Annotated in this window: 20 protein-coding genes; 8 read left to right on the top strand and 12 right to left on the bottom strand. The window is 70.5% G+C overall.

Annotation, left to right across the window (positions count from 1 at the left end; genetic code table 11):
• Nucleotides 1–83: 83 nt before the first annotated feature.
• The gene (locus WA640_RS01500) at nt 84–638 is read right to left on the bottom strand and encodes an HNH endonuclease (RefSeq protein WP_245888852.1); all 555 of its coding nucleotides are present in this window, start codon (nt 636–638) and stop codon (nt 84–86) included.
• A gap of 232 nt (nt 639–870) precedes the next feature.
• On the opposite strand from WA640_RS01500, the gene WA640_RS01505 reads away from it, so the two are divergent.
• Both WA640_RS01505 and WA640_RS01510 read left to right on the top strand, forming a co-directional pair.
• Nucleotides 871–1,872 (top strand): mechanosensitive ion channel family protein, encoded by a 1,002-nt coding sequence (locus WA640_RS01505; protein WP_335985750.1) that lies wholly within the window; start codon nt 871–873, stop codon nt 1,870–1,872.
• A gap of 86 nt (nt 1,873–1,958) precedes the next feature.
• Nucleotides 1,959–2,387: a globin gene (locus WA640_RS01510; RefSeq protein ID WP_106362164.1), complete on the top strand. Its 429-nt coding sequence runs from the start codon at nt 1,959–1,961 to the stop codon at nt 2,385–2,387.
• A 60-nt stretch (nt 2,388–2,447) separates the two neighbouring features.
• Here WA640_RS01510 and WA640_RS01515 read toward each other — a convergent pair whose 3' ends face one another.
• From WA640_RS01515 to ettA, 5 genes are all read right to left on the bottom strand, one after another.
• Nucleotides 2,448–3,128, bottom strand: coding sequence for a hypothetical protein (locus WA640_RS01515; RefSeq protein ID WP_335985751.1), 681 nt, complete (start codon nt 3,126–3,128; stop codon nt 2,448–2,450).
• A gap of 221 nt (nt 3,129–3,349) precedes the next feature.
• Nucleotides 3,350–4,120, bottom strand: a complete 771-nt coding sequence (locus tag WA640_RS01520) for a YbjN domain-containing protein (protein ID WP_219926503.1) — start codon at nt 4,118–4,120, stop codon at nt 3,350–3,352.
• A 332-nt stretch (nt 4,121–4,452) separates the two neighbouring features.
• Complete coding sequence (locus tag WA640_RS01525) at nt 4,453–5,007, bottom strand: hypothetical protein (RefSeq protein WP_335985753.1); 555 nt, start codon at nt 5,005–5,007, stop codon at nt 4,453–4,455.
• Complete coding sequence (locus tag WA640_RS01530) at nt 4,995–5,396, bottom strand: acyl-CoA thioesterase (protein WP_335985754.1); 402 nt, start codon at nt 5,394–5,396, stop codon at nt 4,995–4,997. The genes WA640_RS01525 and WA640_RS01530 overlap by 13 nt, the downstream gene beginning before the upstream one ends.
• A 2-nt stretch (nt 5,397–5,398) precedes the next feature.
• Entirely contained in the window at nt 5,399–7,078 is a 1,680-nt protein-coding gene (gene ettA / locus WA640_RS01535) for an energy-dependent translational throttle protein EttA (RefSeq protein WP_106362161.1), read from the bottom strand.
• A 178-nt stretch (nt 7,079–7,256) separates the two neighbouring features.
• Here ettA and WA640_RS01540 point away from each other — a divergent pair, with 178 nt between their 5' ends.
• The 3 genes from WA640_RS01540 (at nt 7,257) to WA640_RS01550 (ending at nt 13,246) form a co-directional block, all read left to right on the top strand.
• Nucleotides 7,257–8,687, top strand: a complete 1,431-nt coding sequence (locus WA640_RS01540) for an alpha,alpha-trehalose-phosphate synthase (UDP-forming) (RefSeq protein WP_335985755.1) — start codon at nt 7,257–7,259, stop codon at nt 8,685–8,687.
• Between the two features lie 66 nt (nt 8,688–8,753).
• Entirely contained in the window at nt 8,754–11,348 is a 2,595-nt protein-coding gene (gene otsB, locus WA640_RS01545) for a trehalose-phosphatase (RefSeq protein WP_335985756.1), read from the top strand.
• A 62-nt stretch (nt 11,349–11,410) separates the two neighbouring features.
• Nucleotides 11,411–13,246, top strand: a complete 1,836-nt coding sequence (locus WA640_RS01550; protein WP_335985757.1) for a protein kinase domain-containing protein — start codon at nt 11,411–11,413, stop codon at nt 13,244–13,246.
• A 195-nt stretch (nt 13,247–13,441) separates the two neighbouring features.
• On the opposite strand, the gene WA640_RS01555 is transcribed toward WA640_RS01550, so the two are convergent.
• Nucleotides 13,442–13,789, bottom strand: a complete 348-nt coding sequence (locus tag WA640_RS01555; protein ID WP_335985758.1) for a hypothetical protein — start codon at nt 13,787–13,789, stop codon at nt 13,442–13,444.
• A 392-nt stretch (nt 13,790–14,181) separates the two neighbouring features.
• Between WA640_RS01555 and WA640_RS01560 the strand changes: the two genes are divergently transcribed.
• Nucleotides 14,182–14,697, top strand: coding sequence for a DUF3145 family protein (locus WA640_RS01560; RefSeq protein WP_106362156.1), 516 nt, complete (start codon nt 14,182–14,184; stop codon nt 14,695–14,697).
• 63 nt (nt 14,698–14,760) lie between these two features.
• Here the strand turns inward: WA640_RS01560 and WA640_RS01565 are convergent, their stop codons facing one another.
• Nucleotides 14,761–15,408 (bottom strand): mycothiol-dependent nitroreductase Rv2466c family protein, encoded by a 648-nt coding sequence (locus tag WA640_RS01565; RefSeq protein WP_335985760.1) that lies wholly within the window; start codon nt 15,406–15,408, stop codon nt 14,761–14,763.
• A gap of 115 nt (nt 15,409–15,523) precedes the next feature.
• On the opposite strand from WA640_RS01565, the gene WA640_RS01570 reads away from it, so the two are divergent.
• A complete protein-coding gene (locus tag WA640_RS01570; RefSeq protein ID WP_335985761.1) occupies nt 15,524–16,429 on the top strand; it encodes a helix-turn-helix domain-containing protein in 906 nt (301 codons plus the stop codon).
• 4 nt (nt 16,430–16,433) lie between these two features.
• Here the strand turns inward: WA640_RS01570 and truB are convergent, their stop codons facing one another.
• The 4 genes from truB to WA640_RS01590 all read right to left on the bottom strand — a co-directional run bounded on the left by truB (nt 16,434) and on the right by WA640_RS01590 (nt 19,744).
• Nucleotides 16,434–17,345 carry a tRNA pseudouridine(55) synthase TruB gene (gene truB / locus WA640_RS01575; RefSeq protein WP_335985762.1) on the bottom strand — a complete coding sequence of 304 codons (912 nt, stop codon included), beginning with the start codon at nt 17,343–17,345 and terminating at the stop codon, nt 16,434–16,436.
• A gap of 217 nt (nt 17,346–17,562) precedes the next feature.
• Nucleotides 17,563–18,900, bottom strand: coding sequence for an MATE family efflux transporter (locus WA640_RS01580; RefSeq protein WP_335985763.1), 1,338 nt, complete (start codon nt 18,898–18,900; stop codon nt 17,563–17,565).
• On the bottom strand, nt 18,897–19,346 hold the full coding sequence (gene rbfA / locus WA640_RS01585) for a 30S ribosome-binding factor RbfA (protein ID WP_106362151.1): 450 nt from the start codon (nt 19,344–19,346) through the stop codon (nt 18,897–18,899). Before rbfA ends, WA640_RS01580 begins: the two co-directional genes overlap by 4 nt.
• A 101-nt stretch (nt 19,347–19,447) precedes the next feature.
• Nucleotides 19,448–19,744, bottom strand: a complete 297-nt coding sequence (locus WA640_RS01590; RefSeq protein ID WP_335985764.1) for a DUF503 domain-containing protein — start codon at nt 19,742–19,744, stop codon at nt 19,448–19,450.
• Between the two features lie 125 nt (nt 19,745–19,869).
• Between WA640_RS01590 and WA640_RS01595 the strand changes: the two genes are divergently transcribed.
• Nucleotides 19,870–20,400, top strand: a complete 531-nt coding sequence (locus tag WA640_RS01595; protein ID WP_335985765.1) for a DUF6069 family protein — start codon at nt 19,870–19,872, stop codon at nt 20,398–20,400.
• Nucleotides 20,401–20,472 lie beyond the last annotated feature (72 nt).

Consider the following 20,472-nt stretch of genomic DNA (forward strand, 5'->3'; position numbering starts at 1 on the left):
GGGCGAAAGGCATCGGGTACGGGAAGGGCCCGCCGGCGGTCCGAAGACCTGGCCGGCGGGCCCCGCCCGTCCGATGGGGAGCGCTATGAGAGGCGGGCGCGCTCCTTCCCGTGGCGCGGCAGCCACGCCTCCCAGGCCGGGTCGGGGCGGCGCTGGCCGCGGAAGCCGCGGAGCTGCCAGCCCGACGGGGGGCGGGGGACGCGCGGCAGGCGCCAGCCCAGCTCCGCGAGGGTCTTGTCGCTCTTGCGGTGGTTGCACGGGGCGCACGCCGCCACCACGTTGTCCCACGTGTGCGTGCCGCCGCGCGAGCGCGGCACCACGTGGTCGATGGTCTCGGCCGAGGAGCCGCAGTACACGCAGCGCCAGTCGTCGCGCGTGAAGACGCCGCGCCGCGACGGGCTCGCGCCCACCTGCCGGGGGATCGCGACGTAGCGGTTCAGGCGCACCACCGAGGGGACGGGGATGTGCATGGTCTCAGAGCGCAGAAAACCGTCACCAGGAGTGACGGTCTCGGCCTTGCGGGTGAGCAGCAGCACCGCCGCTCGCTTCACTGGTATCACGCACAGCGGCTCGTAACTCTGGTTGAGCACGAGCGCCGACCCGAGGCCGACGCCGTGCGTGAAGAGATTCGGATGCACCCCTGGGGAAGGGTCATCGCTGTCAAGCGTGCTCCTATGTCGAGGACCTATCACGGTGACGTACCTCCAAGCCATCGGTCCCGTCAAGTTTGACCTATATCTCAGAAAATTGCACCCTGGTTCCGTGGGATCTTGAATGACGAACGAATATCGTCTGATCGAACCCCCGGTGGCGCCGGACGGTGCGGTCCCGGTGCCCGTGCGGCCGGGGCGGAAGCGGAGAAGGATGACTGTGGTTACGGTTGCGGCGGCCGAGACGGCCTCCCCCTGCGAGGCGGGCTTCAACGCCTGCACGCTGCTGTTCAAGCTCACCGAGAACGAGGAGTTCTCGGTCGACGCGGGCGTGGTCCTCGACAAGATCGGCCAGGTCCTGCTGATCCTCATCGCCGCCTTCGCGCTGCGGTGGCTGGTGAACCGCGCGATCGCGCGGATCATCAAGCAGGTCACCACGATCAAGGGCCCGCAGTCGATCGCCGAGCTCGCCGACAAGCTCGGCTCCTCGAACTCCCGGCGGGAGGAGCTGCTCGGCGACCGGTCCGCGAAACGGGCCGACACCTTGACCGGCGTGCTCCAGCACGTCGCGGGCATCGTCATCTACACGATCGCGTTCATGCTGGTCCTCAGCGCCTTCAACGTGAACCTCGCGCCGATCCTCGCCAGCGCGGGCATCGCGGGCATCGCGATCGGCTTCGGCGCGCAGAACCTCGTGCAGGACTACCTGGCGGGCATCTTCATCCTCCTCGAAGACCAGTACGGCGTCGGCGACAACGTCGACGTCGGCGACGCCACGGGCACCGTGGTCGACATGGGCCTGCGCGTCACCACGCTGCGGTCGCTCGACGGGACACTGTGGTACGTGCGCAACGGCCAGATCCTGCGGGTCGGCAACTCCAGCCAGTCGTGGGCGTACGTGGTGGTGGACACGCCGCTGCCGCCGACGGCGGACATCGACCGGGCCGGGGAGATCATCGCCGAGGTCGCGGCCGGGTTCGTCGAGGACGAGGAGTGGAGCGACCACATCCTCAAGGAGCCGGAGTACCTGGGCCCGATCGAGATGACGATCGACGAGATCAAGGTGCGCCTGGGCGTGCGCACCACCTCCGACCAGCAGTGGGCGGCCGGGCGCGAGCTGCGGCGGCGCGTGACCGAGGCGCTGCGCGAGGCGGGGATCATCGACCCGGCCGGCTCGGGCCGGATCTACGTGCCGCGGACCCTCCCGAACGCGCCCGCATAGTGCCGACAAGGTGATATGCCGCCCATTCGGTGTGACGCGCGCCGGATCGGCTTTCCAGTCGGCCCCGCGGTTGGCACGATTGGGAGATGCCTAGTGACAGCCCGCGAGCCGTTGTGCCCCTCACGCCGACAGGACAGCCCGCGCCCACGCAGTCGTTCTACGAGGCGGTGGGCGGCGAGGACACGTTCGACCGCCTGGTGACCGCGTTCTACGCGCAGGTCGCCGAGGACCCGGTCATGCGCCCGATGTACCCGGAGGAGGACCTCCGCCCGGCCGCGCGCCGCCTGAAGATGTTCCTGGAGCAGTACTGGGGCGGGCCCCACACGTACTCGGAGGAGCGGGGCCACCCGCGCCTGCGGATGCGCCACGCGCCGTTCACGATCGGCGAGGTCGAGCGGGACGCGTGGCTCAAGTGCATGCGCACCGCGATGGACGAGGTGGCCCTGTCGCCGGAGTACGACCGCGTGATGTGGGAGTACATGGAGCGGGCAGCAGACTTCATGCGCAACGCATAGACACGACAGGGGAAGGGCCCGGACGCATCGCGTCCGGGCCCTTCGCCGTTCAAGGGCGGCTCACGGGGAGCACTTGACGATGACGTCCTGGTAGAGCTCGGCGGCCTGGTTCTGGTACTCGATGTACTCGTCGGTGAACAGGTCCTCGAAGTTCTCGGCGTTGGGGTCGATCTCGCCCTCGAACTCGAAGCTGTTGTACGCGTCGAACGCGGTCTGGCAGGCCTCGAAGTCGTCGGCGGTGAGCTGGAGCCCGGCGAGGTCGTTCACGAGCTCGCCGTTCTCGGCCTCCAGCTCGTCCTGGGCGGCGGTGAGCTCCTCGATCTCGGCGGCGCGGGCGTCGGACTCCTCGGAGGCCTGCGTGTACACGTACGCGAAGGCCCCGGCGACGAGGGCGACCACGACGAGCGCGATCACCAGGACCACGGTCCCGGCCTTGGAGGGCTTGCGCGGCAGCGGCGGCGGGGGGACGAGCATCGGGCCGGTCGGGACGGACTGGACCGGGATCGGGCCGGTGGGCATCGGCGGCGCGTACTGCGCGGGTACGGCGGCCGGGGGCGGGGTCATGGCGGGCGGCAGCTGGGACGGCGCGGCCGCAGGCTGCTCTGCGGGGGCCGGGGCGGCGGCGTCCTGGGTCGGGGCTTCGGGTGCGGGAGCCGGGGAGGGCGTCTCCGGCGGCGGCGCCGGGGCCTCCGCTGCGGGCTCGTTCGCCGGGGGCTCGGCGGCGGGGATCGGGAGGGTCATGGGTGCTCCTGTATTCATTTGAATGCAAAGGGAACCTATAGATTACCGAAGGCGCTTGGAAAGCGCAGTCCCGATACTCGTGGGGTAGATGAGTTTTCCCAGCTCAACCCTGCCTCATCCGGCATTTCCGACCAAAAGCGACTGCGCAAAAGGGAATCGGGGAGCGAAACGCGGGCCGGAGCGCCGATGCGCTCCGGCCCGCGTCCGGGTCTCGCCGGGAGTTACAGGAGCTCGCCTTCGAGCCACTCGACGAACGTGCCGGAGATGGCCGTCCCGCAGTCGATGAGCTCTTCGAGGAGCGCGGTGGTGATGCCGGGGCGGACGGGGACCTGGATCTCGCCGAACACGGGGAGCGCGCCGGACTCGGTGGGTTCGCCGAGGTACGCCTTGAGGAAGCGGCGGGTGCGGTTCCACTCGTTCATGGCCGCGTAGCCGCGCTCGGCCCACTCGCGGGGGACGGTCTGGTAGGCGCGGGCGCGCAGGACCAGGATGTCGGCGTCGGGGCCTTCCGCGCGGACCTGCACGATGTGCCGCTCCCAGAGGGCGACGATGCCGCCGTTCTCGTCCACGAGGTAGCGGATGTCGAGGTTCTTCAGGGCCGCGATGATGCGGTCGGCGTCGAGCGGGGCGGCCTCGTCGCGGGCGTCGGCCGCGATCTGCTCCAGGTCGGAGATGAACTCGGGGTCGATCTCGGCGAGGTCCTGCTTGATGAGGTGCCAGCGCTCGACCTCGGAGATCTGCTCTTCCTCGGGGCCGAGGAGGAGCTGCTCCGCCGTCAGCTCATGGCGCAGCTCGCGGCCGGCGAGCTCCATTTCGAGGGACTCCGCCGCCTCGCGCTCGCGCTCGGCGCGCGGGTTCGGCACCGCGCTCGGCTGGCTGCCGCGGGCCTGGGCGCGCTCGGCCGAGCCGCCGATCTCGCTGTCGGCCTCGGCGACCGCCTCGGTCACCGGGTTGTCTTCTGCGTCGCGTTTTCTGCTGCGCCACCATGCCATGGTGTTGTCCGCCTTCCCACCCAAAATGCGAATCACTGGCAGTTCTTGGGTAATTCGTTGGCATTCGTCCGGGACTGAAGCATTGGTTGTGGTTGGTTGTGCTTCGCCGGGCACAGCCAAGTTACGTCGCGTTGCAGTGAGCAGACTAGGGACTCGGTGCGACTTGGCACAACCGTCAGTCAATCCTGACTGAAAGTATGAACCGTCGAGCGTTTGTTCGCAGGCCCGCGGTGGGTACTGTCATGGGTTTCATATGTATCAGAGACGGAAGCGGCGTCCCATCCTCCGGACGTCGGGAATCGGTCACTGAACGGTGTGACGGCCGTTCGGGGCTAGAGGAGGGGCAGACCGCGGTCGCGTTCCCAGACGGCGCCGAAGGTGCCGGACAGGCCGAGACGGCGGCCGGAGCGGAGCACCTTCACCGGCTCGTCGCCGAGGAACCCCATGCGGCACAAGGCGGCCACGAGTCGCACCTGGACCGGGTAGCGCGCGCCGCCGTGCTCGACGGTGAGGGCGACGTGGTCGAGCATCGCGTCCCGCAGGCGCCGGTCGCCGACGCCGCTGCCGCGGCGCTCGCGCAGGGCCTCCCCGGCCTTGCGGTCGATGTCCGCGACGTCGGCGGCGGGCACGGTCTCGACGACGGCCCAGGGCCGCTGCGGCAGGCGCCCGCGCCAGGACGCCTCGGGCTTCGCGGAGGCGCTCCCTGCGGCGAGGTCGGCGGCGCGGTAGACGCCGTCGGGGAGGCCCTCGGCGGCGCGCACGGCGAGGACGCCGATCGGCAGGGTCGCCCACAGGCGCCCGTCGCGGGCGAGGACGGGCGCTTCGGGGTCGAGCCGGGCGACGCGGGCGGCGAAGGCGGGGCCGTCGCCGGTCGTCATTCGGTCCACCGCTCCAGGAAGGCCCGCTCGTCGTCGGTGACGCGCCGGGGCCGCTGGCTCTCGGTGTTGAACGGGACCATCACGGTCTTGGCCTTGAGCGCGAGCTTGCCGTTCGCGAAGAGCTCGTAGGCGAACGTGAACGAGGAGTTCCCGATCCGCTCGACCCAGAGCTCCACGCGCGTCTCGGCGGGCACGACCACGGGCAGCAGGAAGTCGACCTCGTGGCGGGCGACGACGACGCCCTCGCGGAAGCCGGAGAGCCCGGCGTCCTCGGCCTCGTCGAACATCATCGCCACGCGGGCCTCTTCGAGCAGCACCATGAACTTGTTGTTGTTCACGTGGCCGAACACGTCCATGTCCGACCAGCGCAGCGCCACGTCGACCTTGAAGCGGGCCACGGCTAGTCCCGGGTGAGCTTGCGGTGCGTGACGCGGTGCGGGTTGGCGGCGTCGGGGCCGAGGCGCTCGATCTTGTTCTTCTCGTACGACTCGAAGTTGCCCTCGAACCAGAACCACTTCGGCATGCCGTCCGCGTCCTCGCCCTCCCAGGCGAGGATGTGGGTGGCGACCTTGTCGAGGAAGGCCCGGTCGTGGGAGATCACGACGGCGCAGCCGGGGAACTCCAGGAGGGCGTTCTCCAGGCTGGAGAGCGTCTCGACGTCGAGGTCGTTGGTGGGCTCGTCGAGGAGCAGCACGTTGCCGCCCTGCTTCAGGGTGAGCGCCAGGTTGAGCCGGTTGCGCTCGCCGCCGGAGAGGACCTTCGTGGGCTTCTGCTGGTCCGGGCCCTTGAAGCCGAACGCGGCGATGTAAGCGCGCGAGGGCATCTCGACCTTGCCGACCATGAGGTAGTCGAGGCCGTCGGAGACGGTCTCCCACACCGACTTGTCGCCGGAGAGGCCCGCGCGGTTCTGGTCGACGTAGGACAGCTGCACGGTGCCGCCGACGTTCACGGTGCCCGAGTCGGGCTTCTCGATCCCGACGATGGTCTTGAACAGGGTCGTCTTGCCGACGCCGTTGGGGCCGATGATGCCGATGATGCCGTTGCGCGGCAGGCTGAAGTCGAGGCCGTTGATGAGGGTGACGCCGTCGAAGCCCTTGTGCAGGTCCTTCACTTCGATCACCGTGGAGCCCAGGCGCGGGCCCGGCGGGATCTGGATCTCCTCGAAGTCGAGCTTGCGGGTCTTCTCGGCTTCGGCGGCCATCTCCTCGTAGCGGCCGAGGCGGGCCTTGGACTTGGTCTGGCGGCCCTTGGCGTTGGAGCGGACCCATTCGAGCTCGTCCTTGAGGCGCTTCTGGAGCTTGGAGTCCTTGCGGCCCTCCACCTTCATGCGCTCGGCCTTCTTCTCCAGGTACGTGGAGTAGTTGCCCTCGTAGGGGTAGGTGCGGCCGCGGTCGAGCTCCAGGATCCACTCCGCGACGTTGTCGAGGAAGTACCGGTCGTGGGTGATCGCGATGACGGCGCCCGCGTAGGACGCGAGGTGGCGCTCCAGCCAGAGCACGGACTCGGCGTCGAGGTGGTTGGTGGGCTCGTCGAGGAGCAGCAGGTCGGGCGCTTCGAGCAGCAGCTTGCACAGCGCCACGCGGCGGCGCTCGCCCCCGGAGAGGTTGGTGACGGGCCAGTCGCCGGGCGGGCAGCGCAGCGCGTCCATGGCCTGCTCGATCTTCGAGTCGAGCTCCCAGGCGTTGGCGGCGTCGAGCTCCTCCTGGAGGCGGCCCATCTCCGCCATCAGCTCGTCGGTGTAGTCGGTCGCCATCTCCATGGCGACCTCGTTGAACCGGTCGAGCTTGCCCTGGATGTCGGCCACGGCCTCCATCACGTTGCCCATGACGGTCTTCGACTCGTTCAGCGGCGGCTCCTGCGCGAGCATGCCCACGGTCGCGCCGACGGCGAGCTTCGCCTCGCCGTTGGAGACCTGGTCCTCGCCCGCCATGATGCGCAGCAGGCTGGACTTGCCGGCGCCGTTGGGGCCGACCACGCCGATCTTCGCACCCGGGTTGAAGTACAGGGTGACGTCGTCGAGGACGACCTTGTCACCGTGCGCCTTGCGCGCCTTTTCCAGGGTGTAGATGAACTGCGCCACGCTGATCCTTCGCTTTGCGACGAGCTGTACGGAACTGACCGGAACCAATGATGTCAAGCCCCGGGGCCGGTCCGCCAACGGGCCCTGGCGCGGGTGCGCGTACGTCACCACCGCCCTGGTCCGCACCGCGGAAAAGACGGCCCTTCCCGGCTAGGCTTGGAGAAAGGAGGAAAACGAATTGAGCAACGCACAGTTCATCGTCGTGGCCAACCGCCTCCCCGTCGACGCAGTCGTCGATGCAGAGGGAAACCGAACCTGGCGCCGATCCCCTGGCGGCCTCGTCACCGCCCTCGAACCCGTTCTCCAGGCCAACCAGGGCACGTGGATCGGCTGGGCCGGCACCGCCGGCGCCGCCCCCGAGCCCTTCGAGTCCGACGGCGTCACGCTGCTGCCGGTCGAACTCAGCGAGAACGAGATCTTCCGCTACTACGAGGGGTTCTCGAACGCCTCGCTGTGGCCGCTCTACCACGACGCGGTCGAGCCCCGCGTCTTCCGCCGCTCCTGGTGGAAGTCCTACTACGAAGTCAACGAGCGGTTCGCCGAGGTGTGCGCCCGCGAGGCCGCGCCCGGCGCGGTCGTGTGGATCCAGGACTACCAGCTCCAGCTCGTCCCCGGCATGCTCCGCGAGCGCCGCCCGGACCTGCGGATCGGGTTCTTCCTGCACATCCCGTTCCCGCCCGTCGAGCTGTTCATGCAGCTCCCCCACCGCATGGAGATCCTCAAGGGCCTCCTCGGCGCCGACCTCGTCGGCTTCCAGCGGCCCCTGGCGGCGCAGAACTTCCTCGCGCTCACCCGGCACCTGCTCGGCTACCGGCCGAGGGGGCACTACGTCACCGTCGACGACCGCCTCGTCAGGGCCGACGCCTTCCCCATCTCCATCGACACCGCCGCCAACGAAGAGGTCGCCGGCACCGAACGGGTCCGCCAGCGCGCCAAGGAGATCCGGGCCGAGCTCGGCGAACCCGAGACGATCATCCTGGGCGTTGACCGGCTCGACTACACCAAGGGCATCGAGCAGCGCCTCAAGGCGTTCCGCGAGCTCCTCGAAGACGGCCGCCTGGAAGTCCCCAAGGCCGTCATGATCCAGGTCGCGACCCCCAGCCGCGAGCGCGTCGACCAGTACCGGGCCCTGCGCGAGCGCGTCGAGCGCGAGGTCGGGCGCATCAACGGCGAGTACGGGCAGGTCGGGCTCCCCGCCGTCCACTACCTGCACCAGTCCTTCGACCGGTACGAGCTGGCGGCCCTCTACCAGGCCGCCGACATCATGGCGGTGACCCCGCTGCGCGACGGGATGAACCTCGTCGCGAAGGAGTACGTGGCGAGCCAGGCCGACAACCGCGGCGCGCTCGTCCTCAGCGAGTTCGCCGGTGCCGCAGGGGATCTGCGGCAGGCGTTCCTCGTGAATCCGCACGATCTGACAGACCTGAAAGACGGATTCGTGACAGCGGCGACCGCGTCGGCCGACGATAGGATGAAGAGAATGCGCGCCATGAGGAGGTACCTGCGCAAGCACGACGTCTCCCGTTGGGCCCGCAGCTTCCTCACGGCGCTGGGTGTTCCGGAGCGCAGCGCGGCGTACAATCCGGGCAGCCTGCCCTCCGCCGACTGAAAACGGCAGGCAGGGGCCGGTAGGCACACATATTCCGCAACGACGGTGTTGGAGAGATACGCCACGATGACCGCACCAAGCCCAGAGGGCCGTGCTCCGGAGAGCCCCGGCTCCTCCGAAGAGCTCCGCTCGGCCCTCACCTTGCTCGCCCGCGTTCCGCAGCTGCTGATCGCGTGCGACTACGACGGCACGCTCGCCCCCATTGTGACCGACCCCTCGCAGGCCAAACCGATCCCCGAATCGGTGTCGGCCCTGCGGACGCTCGCGAACCTGCCGCAGACCAAGGTCGCGGTCATCTCGGGTCGCGCCCTGCGCGACCTGGCGGCCCTGTCCCGCCTGCCTTCCGAAGTGCACCTGGTCGGATCCCACGGGTCCGAGTTCGACATCGGCTTCACCCGGGCGCTCTCCAGCGAGGACCAGCGGTTGCGCGACAAGCTCGTCGCCGAGCTCACCGCGATCGCCGAACGCTACGAGGGCGCCCGGGTCGAGCCCAAGCCCGCGGGCGCGGCCCTGCACGTGCGCGAGGCCGGCGAGGCCGACGCGGGCCGCGCGGTCGACGACGTCCGCGAGGGCCCCTCGACGTGGGACGGCGTGCAGACCACCGAAGGCAAGGCCGTCATCGACCTGTCGGTGGTCGCCACCCACAAGGGCGACGCATTGGACAAGCTCCGCCACCAGCTCGGCGCCTCCGCCGTGCTGTTCCTGGGCGACGACGTCACCGACGAGAACGCGTTCGCGCACCTCCACGGCCCCGACGTGGGCGTGCGCGTGGGCCCGGGTCCGACCCGCGCCGCCTACCGGATCGCCGACCCCGAGGCCGTCGCGGTCCTCCTCGCCCGCCTGGTCGACACCCGCCGGGCCTGGCTCCAGGGCGAGTCCGCGCAGCTCATCGAGCGGCACGCGATGATCGCCGACGGCGCCAACCACGCGCTGCTCACCCCCGAGGGCCGCGTCACCTGGATGTGCCACCCCAAGCCCGACTCCGGGTCGGTCTTCGCCGACCTCCTCGGCGGCGACCACGCCGGGCACTTCACCGTCCAGCCCGTCAGCGCCGGCATCCCCCTCGGCCAGCGGTACGTCGCCGGGACCATGTCCGTCGAGACCCGCTGGTCCGGCCTGTCGGTCACCGACTGGCTCGACTCGACCCCGCGGCGCCGCGGGGACCTCAACGCCACCGTCCTCGTCCGCGAGATCACCGGCGAGATCCCCGTCAAGATCACGTTCGCGCCCCGGCCGGAGTTCGGGCAGATCCCCGTGCAGCTCCAGCCCGTCGGCGACGAGGGCCTCAAGGTCCTCGGCGGCCGCGAGCCCATCAGCCTGCGCTCCCCCGGCGTCGACTGGCACATCGAGTACGACGGGCAGCACTCCCTGGCCGTCGCCACCGTCGACCTCGCGCAGGCCGGCGGCTCCCTCGTCCTGGAGATGCGCGCGGGCATCGACGACCTCGCCGAATGGCGCCCGCCCGTCCACGTGCGCCGCCGCACCACCGAGGCCGGATGGCGCAACTGGTCGGACTCCCTGAAGCTCCCGCGCGTCGAACCCGAGACCGTCGGGCGCTCCGCGCTCACGCTCAAGGCCCTCTGCTACCAGCCGACCGGCGCGATCCTCGCCGCGGGCACCACCTCGCTCCCCGAGGAGCTCGGCGGCGTCCGCAACTGGGACTACCGGTTCTGCTGGATCCGCGACGCCGCGATGACCGCGAACGCGCTCGTCGACCTCGGCTCGCTCCAGGAGGCCGAGTCGTACTTCACGTGGGTCGCCGGGATCCTGGAGCGCACCGCCGGGCACCCCGAGCGGCTCGCGCCCCTCTACGACATCGAGGGCCAGGCCCCGAGCCCCGAGGCCATCATCGACACGCTCCCCGGGTACGCCGGGGCGCGGCCGGTGCGCATCAACAACGCCGCGTCGAACCAGGTCCAGCTGGACGTGTTCGGCCCCGTCGCGATGCTCATCGAGGCCGTCGCCCAGCGCCGCGGGCACCTCTCGGAGTTCGAGGAGCGCGTCATGGCGAACATGGTCGAGGCCGTCGCCAAGCGCTGGCACGAGCCCGACCACGGCATCTGGGAGGCCCGCCAGGCCCCGCGGCACCACGTCTACTCCAAGGTCATGTGCTGGGTGACCGTGGACCGGGCGCTCAAGGTCGCCGAGCAGTTCGGCATGGAGTACAAGCCCGACTGGCCCGAGCTGCGCGACCAGATCGCCAAGAACGTCCTCGAACTGGGCTGGAACGACGAGGCCGGGGCCTACACGGCCGCGTACGGCCACGACGACCTCGACGCCGCGTCCCTGTGGATCGGCCTGTCGGGCCTGCTCCCGCCGGACGACCCGCGCTACCTCAAGACCGTCCTCAAGATCGAGGCCGGGCTGCGCTCGGGCCCGTCCGTGTACCGCTACCACCGCGACGACGGCCTCCCGGGCACCGAGGGCGGGTTCATCATCTGCGCCGCGTGGCTCGCCGAGGCGTACCTCCAGGTGGGCCGCCGCACCGACGCCGAGGAGCTGTTCGAGCAGATCCTCGCGTGCGCGGGCCCCACGGGCCTGCTGCCCGAGCAGTGGGACCCCATCGCCGAGCGCGGCCTGGGCAACCACCCGCAGGCGTACTCGCACCTGGGGCTCATCCGGGTCGCGAACCTCCTGAACGGCACCGCCGGACACATCTGAGACAGTCTCAGGGCGGGGGCTAATCTGGACGGGACCACGTTCCCCGGCAGAGAGCCCCCGCCTTGAGCCTCCCCATTCCGGCCATCCCCGGATTCCGCGACTTCGAGATGGTCGCGCACGGGTCGACCGCGTTCGTCTACCGCGCCGTCCAGGAGCGGCTCGACCGGACCGTGGCCGTCAAGGTCCTCCTCGTCGACGACGACATGACCACCGCCGACTCCGTCGAGAAGGAGCTCGAAGCGACGGTGGCGGTCTCCAACCACCCCCACATCGTCTCGATCATCGACACCGGGCACACCGAGGCCGGGCAGCCGTTCATCGTCATGGAGTACTGCGAAGGCGGCTCGTACTCGGCGATCCTCAAAGCGAACGGGCCCCTCCCGGTCACCGACGTCATCGACGTCGGCGTCAAGATCGGCCAGGCCCTCCAGGCCGCCCACCACGCGGACATCCTCCACCGGGACGTGAAGCCGCAGAACATCCTCCGCGGCCAGTACGGCCCCGCGCTCGCCGACTTCGGGATCGCCCGGAGCACCGCGGCGCTGGCGGCGACGGCCGCGATCGACAAGCTCACGCCGCTCCACGCGTCCCCCGAGGCCCTGCTGCGGCAGGCCCAGACGCCCGCGAGCGACCTGTTCAGCCTCGCCTCCAGCATGTGGCACCTCCTCGCCGGGTTCGCGCCGTTCGCGAACCCCGAGGGCGGCACCGACCCGGACACGCACCGCCAGCGGGTCACCTCCGACGCGCCGCCGCCGAAGCTCCCCCGCGAGGACGTCCCCGAATGGCTGGAGACGCTGCTCGTGCGGAGCCTCTCGCGGGACCCGGCGCGGCGGCCCGCGTCGTGCGAGGCGTTCGCCGAGGAGCTCCAGCGCGGCATGTACGGCGGCGGGGTCGGCAAGGCCGCGGCGCCGTCGGTGATCGGCGACGTCTCGAACGAGGAGACGGTGTACCGGCCCGAGGTGGCGTCGCGGGGCACGCGGGTGCCGCTCGACCCGTTCGCGCCCGTGCAGCAGCCGCCGATGCCGCACTCGGAGTACGGGAGCACGCTCGGCTCGACCGCCGGGGGGATGACCGGCGGCGGCACGAACGGCGGGTTCGGGTCCCAGCTGGGGCACGCGGTCGACCCGCGGTACGCGCAGCTCAACGGCGCCCCGGCGGCGCCGCCGGTCTCGGCCCAGCCGTTCTCCGGCGCGCCCGCGTCGGCGCAGCCGTTCTCGGGGGTCCCCGCTTCCCCTGCGCCGCAGATCGCCCCGTACTCGGCGCCGCCGCAGGCGCCGGTGAGCATGCAGCCGCCGCCGTCCCCGTGGACGGCGCAGCAGGCCGCTCCTCAGCACTCTGCTTCTCCGGTGCAACAGCACGCAGCACCGCCGGAGCAGCAGGTGTTCGCGCCGCCGGTGATCGGCCGCGACGGCGCGAAGCAGCGCAAGACCCAGGCGTACAAGGCGCCGAAACCGGTGCAGCGCAAGGAGAAGGACAACCGCAGCCTCAAGGGCTACGTGATCCTCGGGCTCTCCATCAGCGTCGTCCTGGGCCTGGTCATGACCCTGTGGCTGTGGCTGATCGTCCCGAACAAGGACGGCGACGACCTCGACCAGGCGGACACGGACGGCGGCGGGGCCCCGACGGGCCTGGCGATCGAGTCGTGGAACGAGGGCGAGGTGACCCTCGTGTGGAACGCCCCGGAGGGCGCCACGGACAGCCTGCGGTACATCGTGTTCGCGCAGCGCGTCGGGGACGACCAGGCGGAGGCGCTGAACAAGGACGGGACGCTGGAGACCACGTACACCAGCGGCGGCTTCAGCCCGGACCAGGACTACTGCTTCCTGGTGAGCGCACTGTGGGCGGTCGACGAGGTGCCGAAGTCCGAACCGGCGTGCACCGCCGATCTCGGCGATTGACCGAATACCCGATAAGGGTCCGCCGATCGGGTGAACCGCGCCAATCCGCGCGCGCATTCCGCAGTTGCAGAAATTGGACCGTGAATAGCGCCGTCGAACATTTGATCGACCATTTTCGGCATGCGTTGGTGCGCGCATGAAAAAAGCGCCCCACGCCCGGAGGGCATGGAGCGCGGTAGTCGCGGGGGCGGACCCTTACGCGGCGACGGCCTCAGCGGAGAAGACGCCGGCCTCTTCGAGCGACTTCAGGGTGGTGTCCCAGCCCTGCTCTGCGGGGAGCGAGGACGCGAGGCCCTCGATCTCGGCCTTGATCTTCTCGCCGTGGCCGGCGGCGGCGAGCGCCTTGACGGCCTCGGTGAACGCCTCGGAGCCGGTGGCGAGGTGCAGGGTCTTGCCGTCGGTCAGGTTGCGCAGGTACACGTGCTTGCCGCCGTTGAGCGGGATCAGGTACTTGAACTCGCCGAGGACGCTGAGGCCCGCGGCGCCCTTGCCCTGGCCGGCCTTGACGGAAGCGCGTGCTGTCTTGGAAGTGTTGGCTGCCACGCCGGTCTCCTCACCATGTCGTGTAGACGGATCTTCGGTCTCGCGCAGGAAGAGCAGCCCCGAAGACTGGCACGAACCTGGGTTGGACCACAAAAGAAAACCGACAGTATGCCGGTCATGCGCAAGTGTAGCTCAGGTGTGTCCTGCGACGACTAGCACATGCACCGGGTGTGACACATCGAATGATCGAAAAAGTGAGTGCCCGGAGCCGTTTAAGCCTAGCGCGATGCTTTCGAAGCTGTCAGTATGTAACAGAGCGGAATAGCGTGCCGGGTCCGAGTCCATCCCTTCTTCGACCCGGTCGATACCCGTTGTGCGGCTTCAAGTCGTAGCCAAATGACCACAAGGAGTGAGCCAGTACTCAGATACGCCGATTCCCAAGGAGGTGCGCGATGCAGACACGCGGCGTGATCTACATCCACTCCAGCCCGCCGGCCGTGTGCCCGCACGTCGAGTGGGCGATCGGGCGTGTCCTGGAGAGCTCCGGAAGCTCCTCGCGGCAGGGAACGGTCAAGCTGGGGTGGTCCCCGCAGGACGCCGAGCGGGGCACCATGCGCGCCGAGCGCGCCTGGACCGGCCACGCCGGCATGGGCGCCGAGTTCGCGAAGGCCCTGGTGCAGTGGCCGATGCTCCGCTTCGAGGTCACCGAAGACCCGAGCGCGGGCGTCGACGGCGAGCGCATCATGCACGTCCCCGGCCGCGGCGCCTACCGCGCCGCGATGAGCGCCAGTGGCGACATCATGATCGCCGAGGACCGCATCCGCGCGCTCCTGGCGACCACCACCAGCGCCGAAGCGCTGCGCTCCGGGCTGGACCAGCTCCTGGGCCTGGAGTGGGAGCGGGAGCTCGCGCCGTACCGGCAGGCCGTCGGCGGCGCCGAGCAGTCCTGGCTCTCCCAGGTCAGTTAAGACGAGAGAGGAAGGCCCGCAACGCGATCGCGTTGCGGGCCTTCCCGTATGCGCTCGTAGGCGCTAGAGGTCGTCGACGAGGTTGTCGAAGTTCGGGCCGTCGGTGCGCGAGCGCTTGAGCTCGTAGAAGCCCGGCGTGGTGGTCACGGCGTAGACGCCGTCCCACAGCTTCGCGGCGGCCTCGCCCTGCGGGGCCGGGGTCACGACCGGGCCGAACAGGCCGACCTTGACGCCCTCGTCGTTCTCGACGGCGACCACGGGGGTGCCGACGTCGGTGCCCACCAGGCCGATGCCGCGCTGGTGCGAGGCGCGCAGGGCCTCGTCCCACTCGTCGGTCTTCGCGGCGCCGGCGAGGTCGGCGGGGAGGCCGACGGCGTCGAGCGCGGACGGGATGTAGCTCTCGGGGTCCTTGTCCTTGCGGAGGTGGATGCGGTTCCCGAGGGCGGTGTAGAGGCGGCCGAGGGTCTCGTTGTCGTACTGCTCGGCGACGGCGGTGGCGACGCGCACGGCCGGGAGGGTCCCGGGCATGAACGCGCGGTACTGCTCGGGGAGCTCGTCGAGCTTGGGCTCGTTGAGCACGTACAGGCTCATGACGTTCCAGCGCACGTCCAGGTCGCGCAGCTTCGACGCCTCGATGATCCACCGGGAGGTCATCCAGGCCCAGGGGCACGCGGGATCGAACCAGAAGTCGACGGTCTTGGGTTGTGTCATGCGACTAGAGTACTTTCAATTTGAACTAGTTCCCAGGCGGCCCGGTTCTCAAGGGCTCGGTCGCATGATCGGAACCCACCGCGCAATCCGGATTAAAAGGATAAACTTGCCGCTGATGCTGGTGAATACGCGACAAGATGACATAACGGGCCGGTTCTGGGAGGGCGCCGACGAGCGCCCCGCCGCGCTCGTCGCCGAACCGTTCGGCACCGCTCCGGCCCCGTCGTTCGAGATCCTCACCCTCGCGCGCCTGCGCGCGGGCGGGGCGCCCACGCGGCCGTTCCGGCCCGACCGGCACTGCCTCGTCACGCTCTCCTCCGGGGCCCTTCGCCATTCGGTGGACTTCCGGGAGCACGCGATCGCGCCCGGACAGTGGCTCTGGGCCCGGCCCGGCCAGGTGCAGCGCTGGGGCGCGCTCGACCGCGCCGAAGGCACGGTCATCCGCTTCGCGACCGGGTTCCTCGACCCCGACACCGCTATCGGCGTCTGCGCCGACGACCCGCACGCGCCGGTGCTTCGTGTCCCGGCCGCGGACGACCACGCGCTCCTGCGCGCGGCGACCACGCAGCTCCAATGGGAGCACTCGGCCGACCGCCTCGCCCCGGACACGCGGCGGCAGGTGCTCCGGCACCTGCTCGCGGTCCTGGTGCTGCGCGTGGCGAGCCTCCCGAGCGCCTCGCCCGGGACCGAGCAGGGCGAGGTGTACCTGTCGTTCCGCGACGCGGTCGAACGCGACTTCGCGAACACCCGGACCCTGAGCGACTACGCCGAGGCCCTGGCGTGCTCCCCCAGGACGCTGTCGCGCGCGACGATCGCCGCGGTGGGCATGCCCGCGAAGGAGTTCATCGACCGCCGGGTCGTGTTGGAGGCCAAGCGGATGCTCGCGTGCTCCACGGTCCCGGCGGCGAGGATCGGCGAACGCCTCGGCTTCTCCTCGGCCACGAACTTCAACAAGTTCTTCGCCCAGCGCACCGGCACCACTCCGATCGCCTTCAGAAGCGAGATCCTCGCACCGCGATAGCCGGCTACGAGGCCGCGGCGAAGACGGTTTCGGGTTTTGCCGTGTCGCCGTGTTCGGTCATGACGGCGAGGAGGTCGCCGCCAGCGTCGAGGACGGCGTAGCGGCCCTCGATGCCGGCCGCCGCGAGGGGTTTGCCGTAGGAGAGGGCCTTCGCCTCCGCATCGGTCGCGGTGCGGGTGGGCATGAGGCGGGCGGCGGCGTCGCCCATTGTGAGGGTGCCGAGCGGGTCGCCCGCGTCGGATCGTTCGGCGAGGGTCTCCAAGGTGGCGGCGGCGTCGAGGCCGAAGCCGCCGATCCTGGTGCGGCGCAAGGCGGTCAGGTGGCCGCCGACGTCGAGTGCCGCGCCGAGGTCGCGCGCGATGGCGCGGATGTAGGTGCCCGAGGAGCAGGAGACGTCGACGTCGACGTCCACAAAACTGCCTTCGCGGCGGATCGCCAGGACCTCGATCGCGGCGATCGTCACGCGGCGGGGCTTCAGCTCGACGGCCTCGCCGTCGCGGACCCGCTTGTACGCGCGCTGCCCGTCGATCTTCACGGCGCTCACCGCGCTCGGGACCTGGTCGATCTCGCCGGTCATCGCCGCGAGCCCGGCGCGGATCGCCTCATCGGCGACGGCAGAGGCGTCGGCGGTCGCGGTGACCTCGCCTTCGGCGTCGTCGGTCACCGTGGACCGGCCGAGGCGGATCGTCGCGGCATAGGACTTGTCGAGGCCGGACACGTAGGTCAGCAGCTTCGTGGCCTTGCCGACGGCGACGATCAGCACGCCCGTGGCCATCGGGTCCAGCGTGCCGCCGTGGCCCACCTTCCGCGTGCCGCAGATGCGGCGCATACGGGCCACGACCCCGTGGGAGGTGATGCCCTGGGGCTTGTCGACGACGATGAGGCCCGGCTGCGGGCCGTTCTGCGCTGCGGTCACGGTCGTAGAGGCTAACCGCCCGCCCGCGCGGGGTGCGCTACTGGTGGCGGTCGAGCGATTCCTGGAGGGCGCGCAGCGCCTCCGCCTTCTCTTCATCCCAATTATTGGGACGGACGCGGCGCCTGCGGCGAGGTGATGAATCAGTCTTCATCCTGGAAACCTTAACGGAGGTTCAGGCGCCTCACTACGCCGAATTCACATTGTGAGACAGGTTTTGTCAGGCCCGCTCGGCGCCGGTGACGGCCCAGTCACCGGATCGCAAGCGCCACAGGATGAGTCCGAGCCGCACCAGCATGTAGACGGCGATGCCGCCCCAGATGCCCGCGAGGCCCCAGTCGAACACCGGCGTGAGCCACATGAACGGCAGGCCGCTCGCGATCGAGGCCACCGTCATGTTCCGCAGGAACCGCAGGTCCCCCGCGCCGATGAGGACCCCGTCGAGCGCGAACACGACGCCCGCCACGGGCAGCAGGAGCACCAGCCACGGCCACACGCTCCCGAGCTGATCCCGAACGGCCGCATCGGAAGTGAACAGGCCCGGCAGGACCGGTATGAGCACGAGGATCACCACGAGGAACAGCGTGCCGTAGCCGACGCCGACGATCGTGATGCGCTTCGCGGAGGCCCGCGCGGTCTCGGGGCGGCCCGCGCCGAGGTCGGCGCCGATGAGGGCCTGGGCGGCGATGGCGACCGCGTCGAGGGCGAGCGCCGCGAAGAACCACAGCTGCATGCCGATCTGGTGGGCGCCGAGCGCGGCGGTGCCGACGCGGGCGGCCACGGCCGCGGCCGAGAAGGAGCTCACCTGGAACGCGGCGCCGCGGATGATGAGGTCGCCGTTCGCGGTGAGCTGCTTGGTCATCAGCGGCCAGTCGACGCGCAGGCTCACCCCTTCGCGGCGCAGCGCGAGGAGGAACAGCGTGCCGGAGATGGCCTGCGCGACGGCGTTCGCCCACGCCGAGCCGACGAGGCCGAGCCCGACCGGGTAGACGAGGACCGGGGCGAGCGCGGCCGAGAGGAGGAACGAGACCGTCACGAACCACATGGGGCGGCGGGTGTCCTGGACGGCGCGCATCCAGCCCTGCCCGGCCCCGGCGACGAGGAGGAACGGGGCGCCGAGGATCGCCACGCGCAGCCATTCGGCCGCGGCGGCCTCCACGGCCGGGTCGTCGCCCATGAGGCGCGCGAGCGGGCCCGCGAAGACCTCGATCGCGGCGATCATGAGCAGGCCCGCGGCCAGCGCGATCCAGGTTCCCTGGACGCCTTCGGCGACGGCGCCGGGGCGGTCGCCCGCGCCGTAGCGGCGGGCCGCGCGGGCGGTGGTGCCGTAGGCGAGGACGGCGCCGATGAGCGGCGCGAGGCCCATGATGACGCCGCCGAGCGCGAGCCCGGCGAGCGGGACGGCGCCGAGGTGGCCGACCACGGCGGTGTCGATGAGGAGGTAGATGGGTTCGGCGGCGAGGACGACGAGGGCCGGGATCGCGAGGGAGGCGATCGTCCGGTAGGAGGCCGGCCGCGGCGGGGCCGCGGCCGGGTCGGCGGGGGTGGGGGCGGTCACCGGCCGGGCTCTTCGGCCTCGTCCTCCGGCTCGTCCTTCTCGATATAGGGGTTGGCGTCGCCCGCGTAGGCGGCGCCTTCGGCGATCTTGTGGACTTCCGCGTCGGCCGCGGCGGCCTTCGCGAGGAGCTCCTCGATGCGGTTGGCCTGGTCGGGAACGGTGTCGGCGATGAACTGGAGGGACGGCGTGTGGCGCATCCCCAGGGCCCGGCCGACGGTGGTGCGCAGGTGCCCGGTGGCGCGCTCCAGGCCCGCCGCGGAGGCCTTGACCTGGTCCTCGTCGCCGAGGACGGTGTAGAAGACCGTGGCCTCGCGCAGGTCGGAGGTGATGCGCGCGTCGGTGATGGTGACCATGCCGACCCGGGGGTCCTTGAGTTTGCGGACCGCCTGCGCGGTCAGCTCCATGACCCGCTTGGACACCTGGGCCCGCTTCGCTGCGTCTGCCATCGCTCTTCCTGCCTTCCACTGCTGCGCGCACCTCGGTTCGGATGCGCCTTCGTCGACCGCGCCCCGTCGTCGGGGCGCGGATACTCACTCGCCTGTGCCGCTCATTCGTCCTCGGGACCGAAGACGCGCCGCCTGGCGCTGAGGAGCTCCACTTCGGGGCGGCCCGCGACGTGGTGCTCGCAGGCGTCGAGGAGCTCCGCGACGTGGCGGTGGTCCCCCGCGACGGCGGCGACGCCGATCGTAGTGCGGCCGTGGACCTCCTGGTCGCCGACCTCCGCCACCGCGACCTCGTACTTCCGCAGGGAGGCGACGATCGGGCGCACGTAGGAGCGCTTGGCCTTCAGCGAGCGGGAGTCCTGGGGCAGGAGGAGGTCGAATTCAACGCATCCGGTGAACACCGCTCTAGATTACGCGTCGCCTCTGACATCCCCAAGATCTTTTCAGCTGCCGGAAATCACCGGTTTCGCGACGTCCGTCACGGGTACCTGCCACGATGAGGCCGGAAGCGGACCGAGGAGGAGCCATGGCGTCACCGCAGAGCGGCTGGGACCGGAACTACCAGGATCAGCCCACGCGGCCGTACCCGCCGGTCCAGCCGCAGCAGGGGGACCGGCCGAGCGTGGACGCCGGGAAGCTGTGGGCGGGCGGCTTCGGGACGGCGGTCGTGGCCGCGCTCGTCGCGCTCGTGGGGATCCTGCTGGTGCGCGGGGTGCTGGGCATCCACATCCTGTCGCCCGACGACGCGGGGACGTACGGCGACGCGACGACCACGACGTACGCGTTCGGGGCGTTCGGGGTCGCGATCCTGGCGACCGCGGCCGTGCACCTGCTGCTGCTCCTGATGCCGCGGCCGATGGCGTTCTTCAACTGGATCATGCTGCTGGTGATCGCGGTGGGCGTGCTCATCCCGTTCACCGCCTCGGCGGAGCTGGAGTCGCAGATCGCGACGGCGGCCATCAACCTGGTCATCGGCCTGTGCATCATGAGCCTGCTCAACTCGGTCGCGGCGATCGCGACCCGCGCGGGCCGCACGCAGGGCGACGGCATGCTGTGAGGGTAGGGCAGGCCCTACCTTGAACAAGCGGGACCGCCGGGTCGTACCGGGCGGCCCGCTTTTCTACTGTTG

Origin of the sequence: Glycomyces sp. MUSA5-2, assembly GCF_037034145.1 — a bacterium.
GTDB lineage: Bacteria > Actinomycetota > Actinomycetes > Mycobacteriales > Micromonosporaceae > Glycomyces > Glycomyces artemisiae.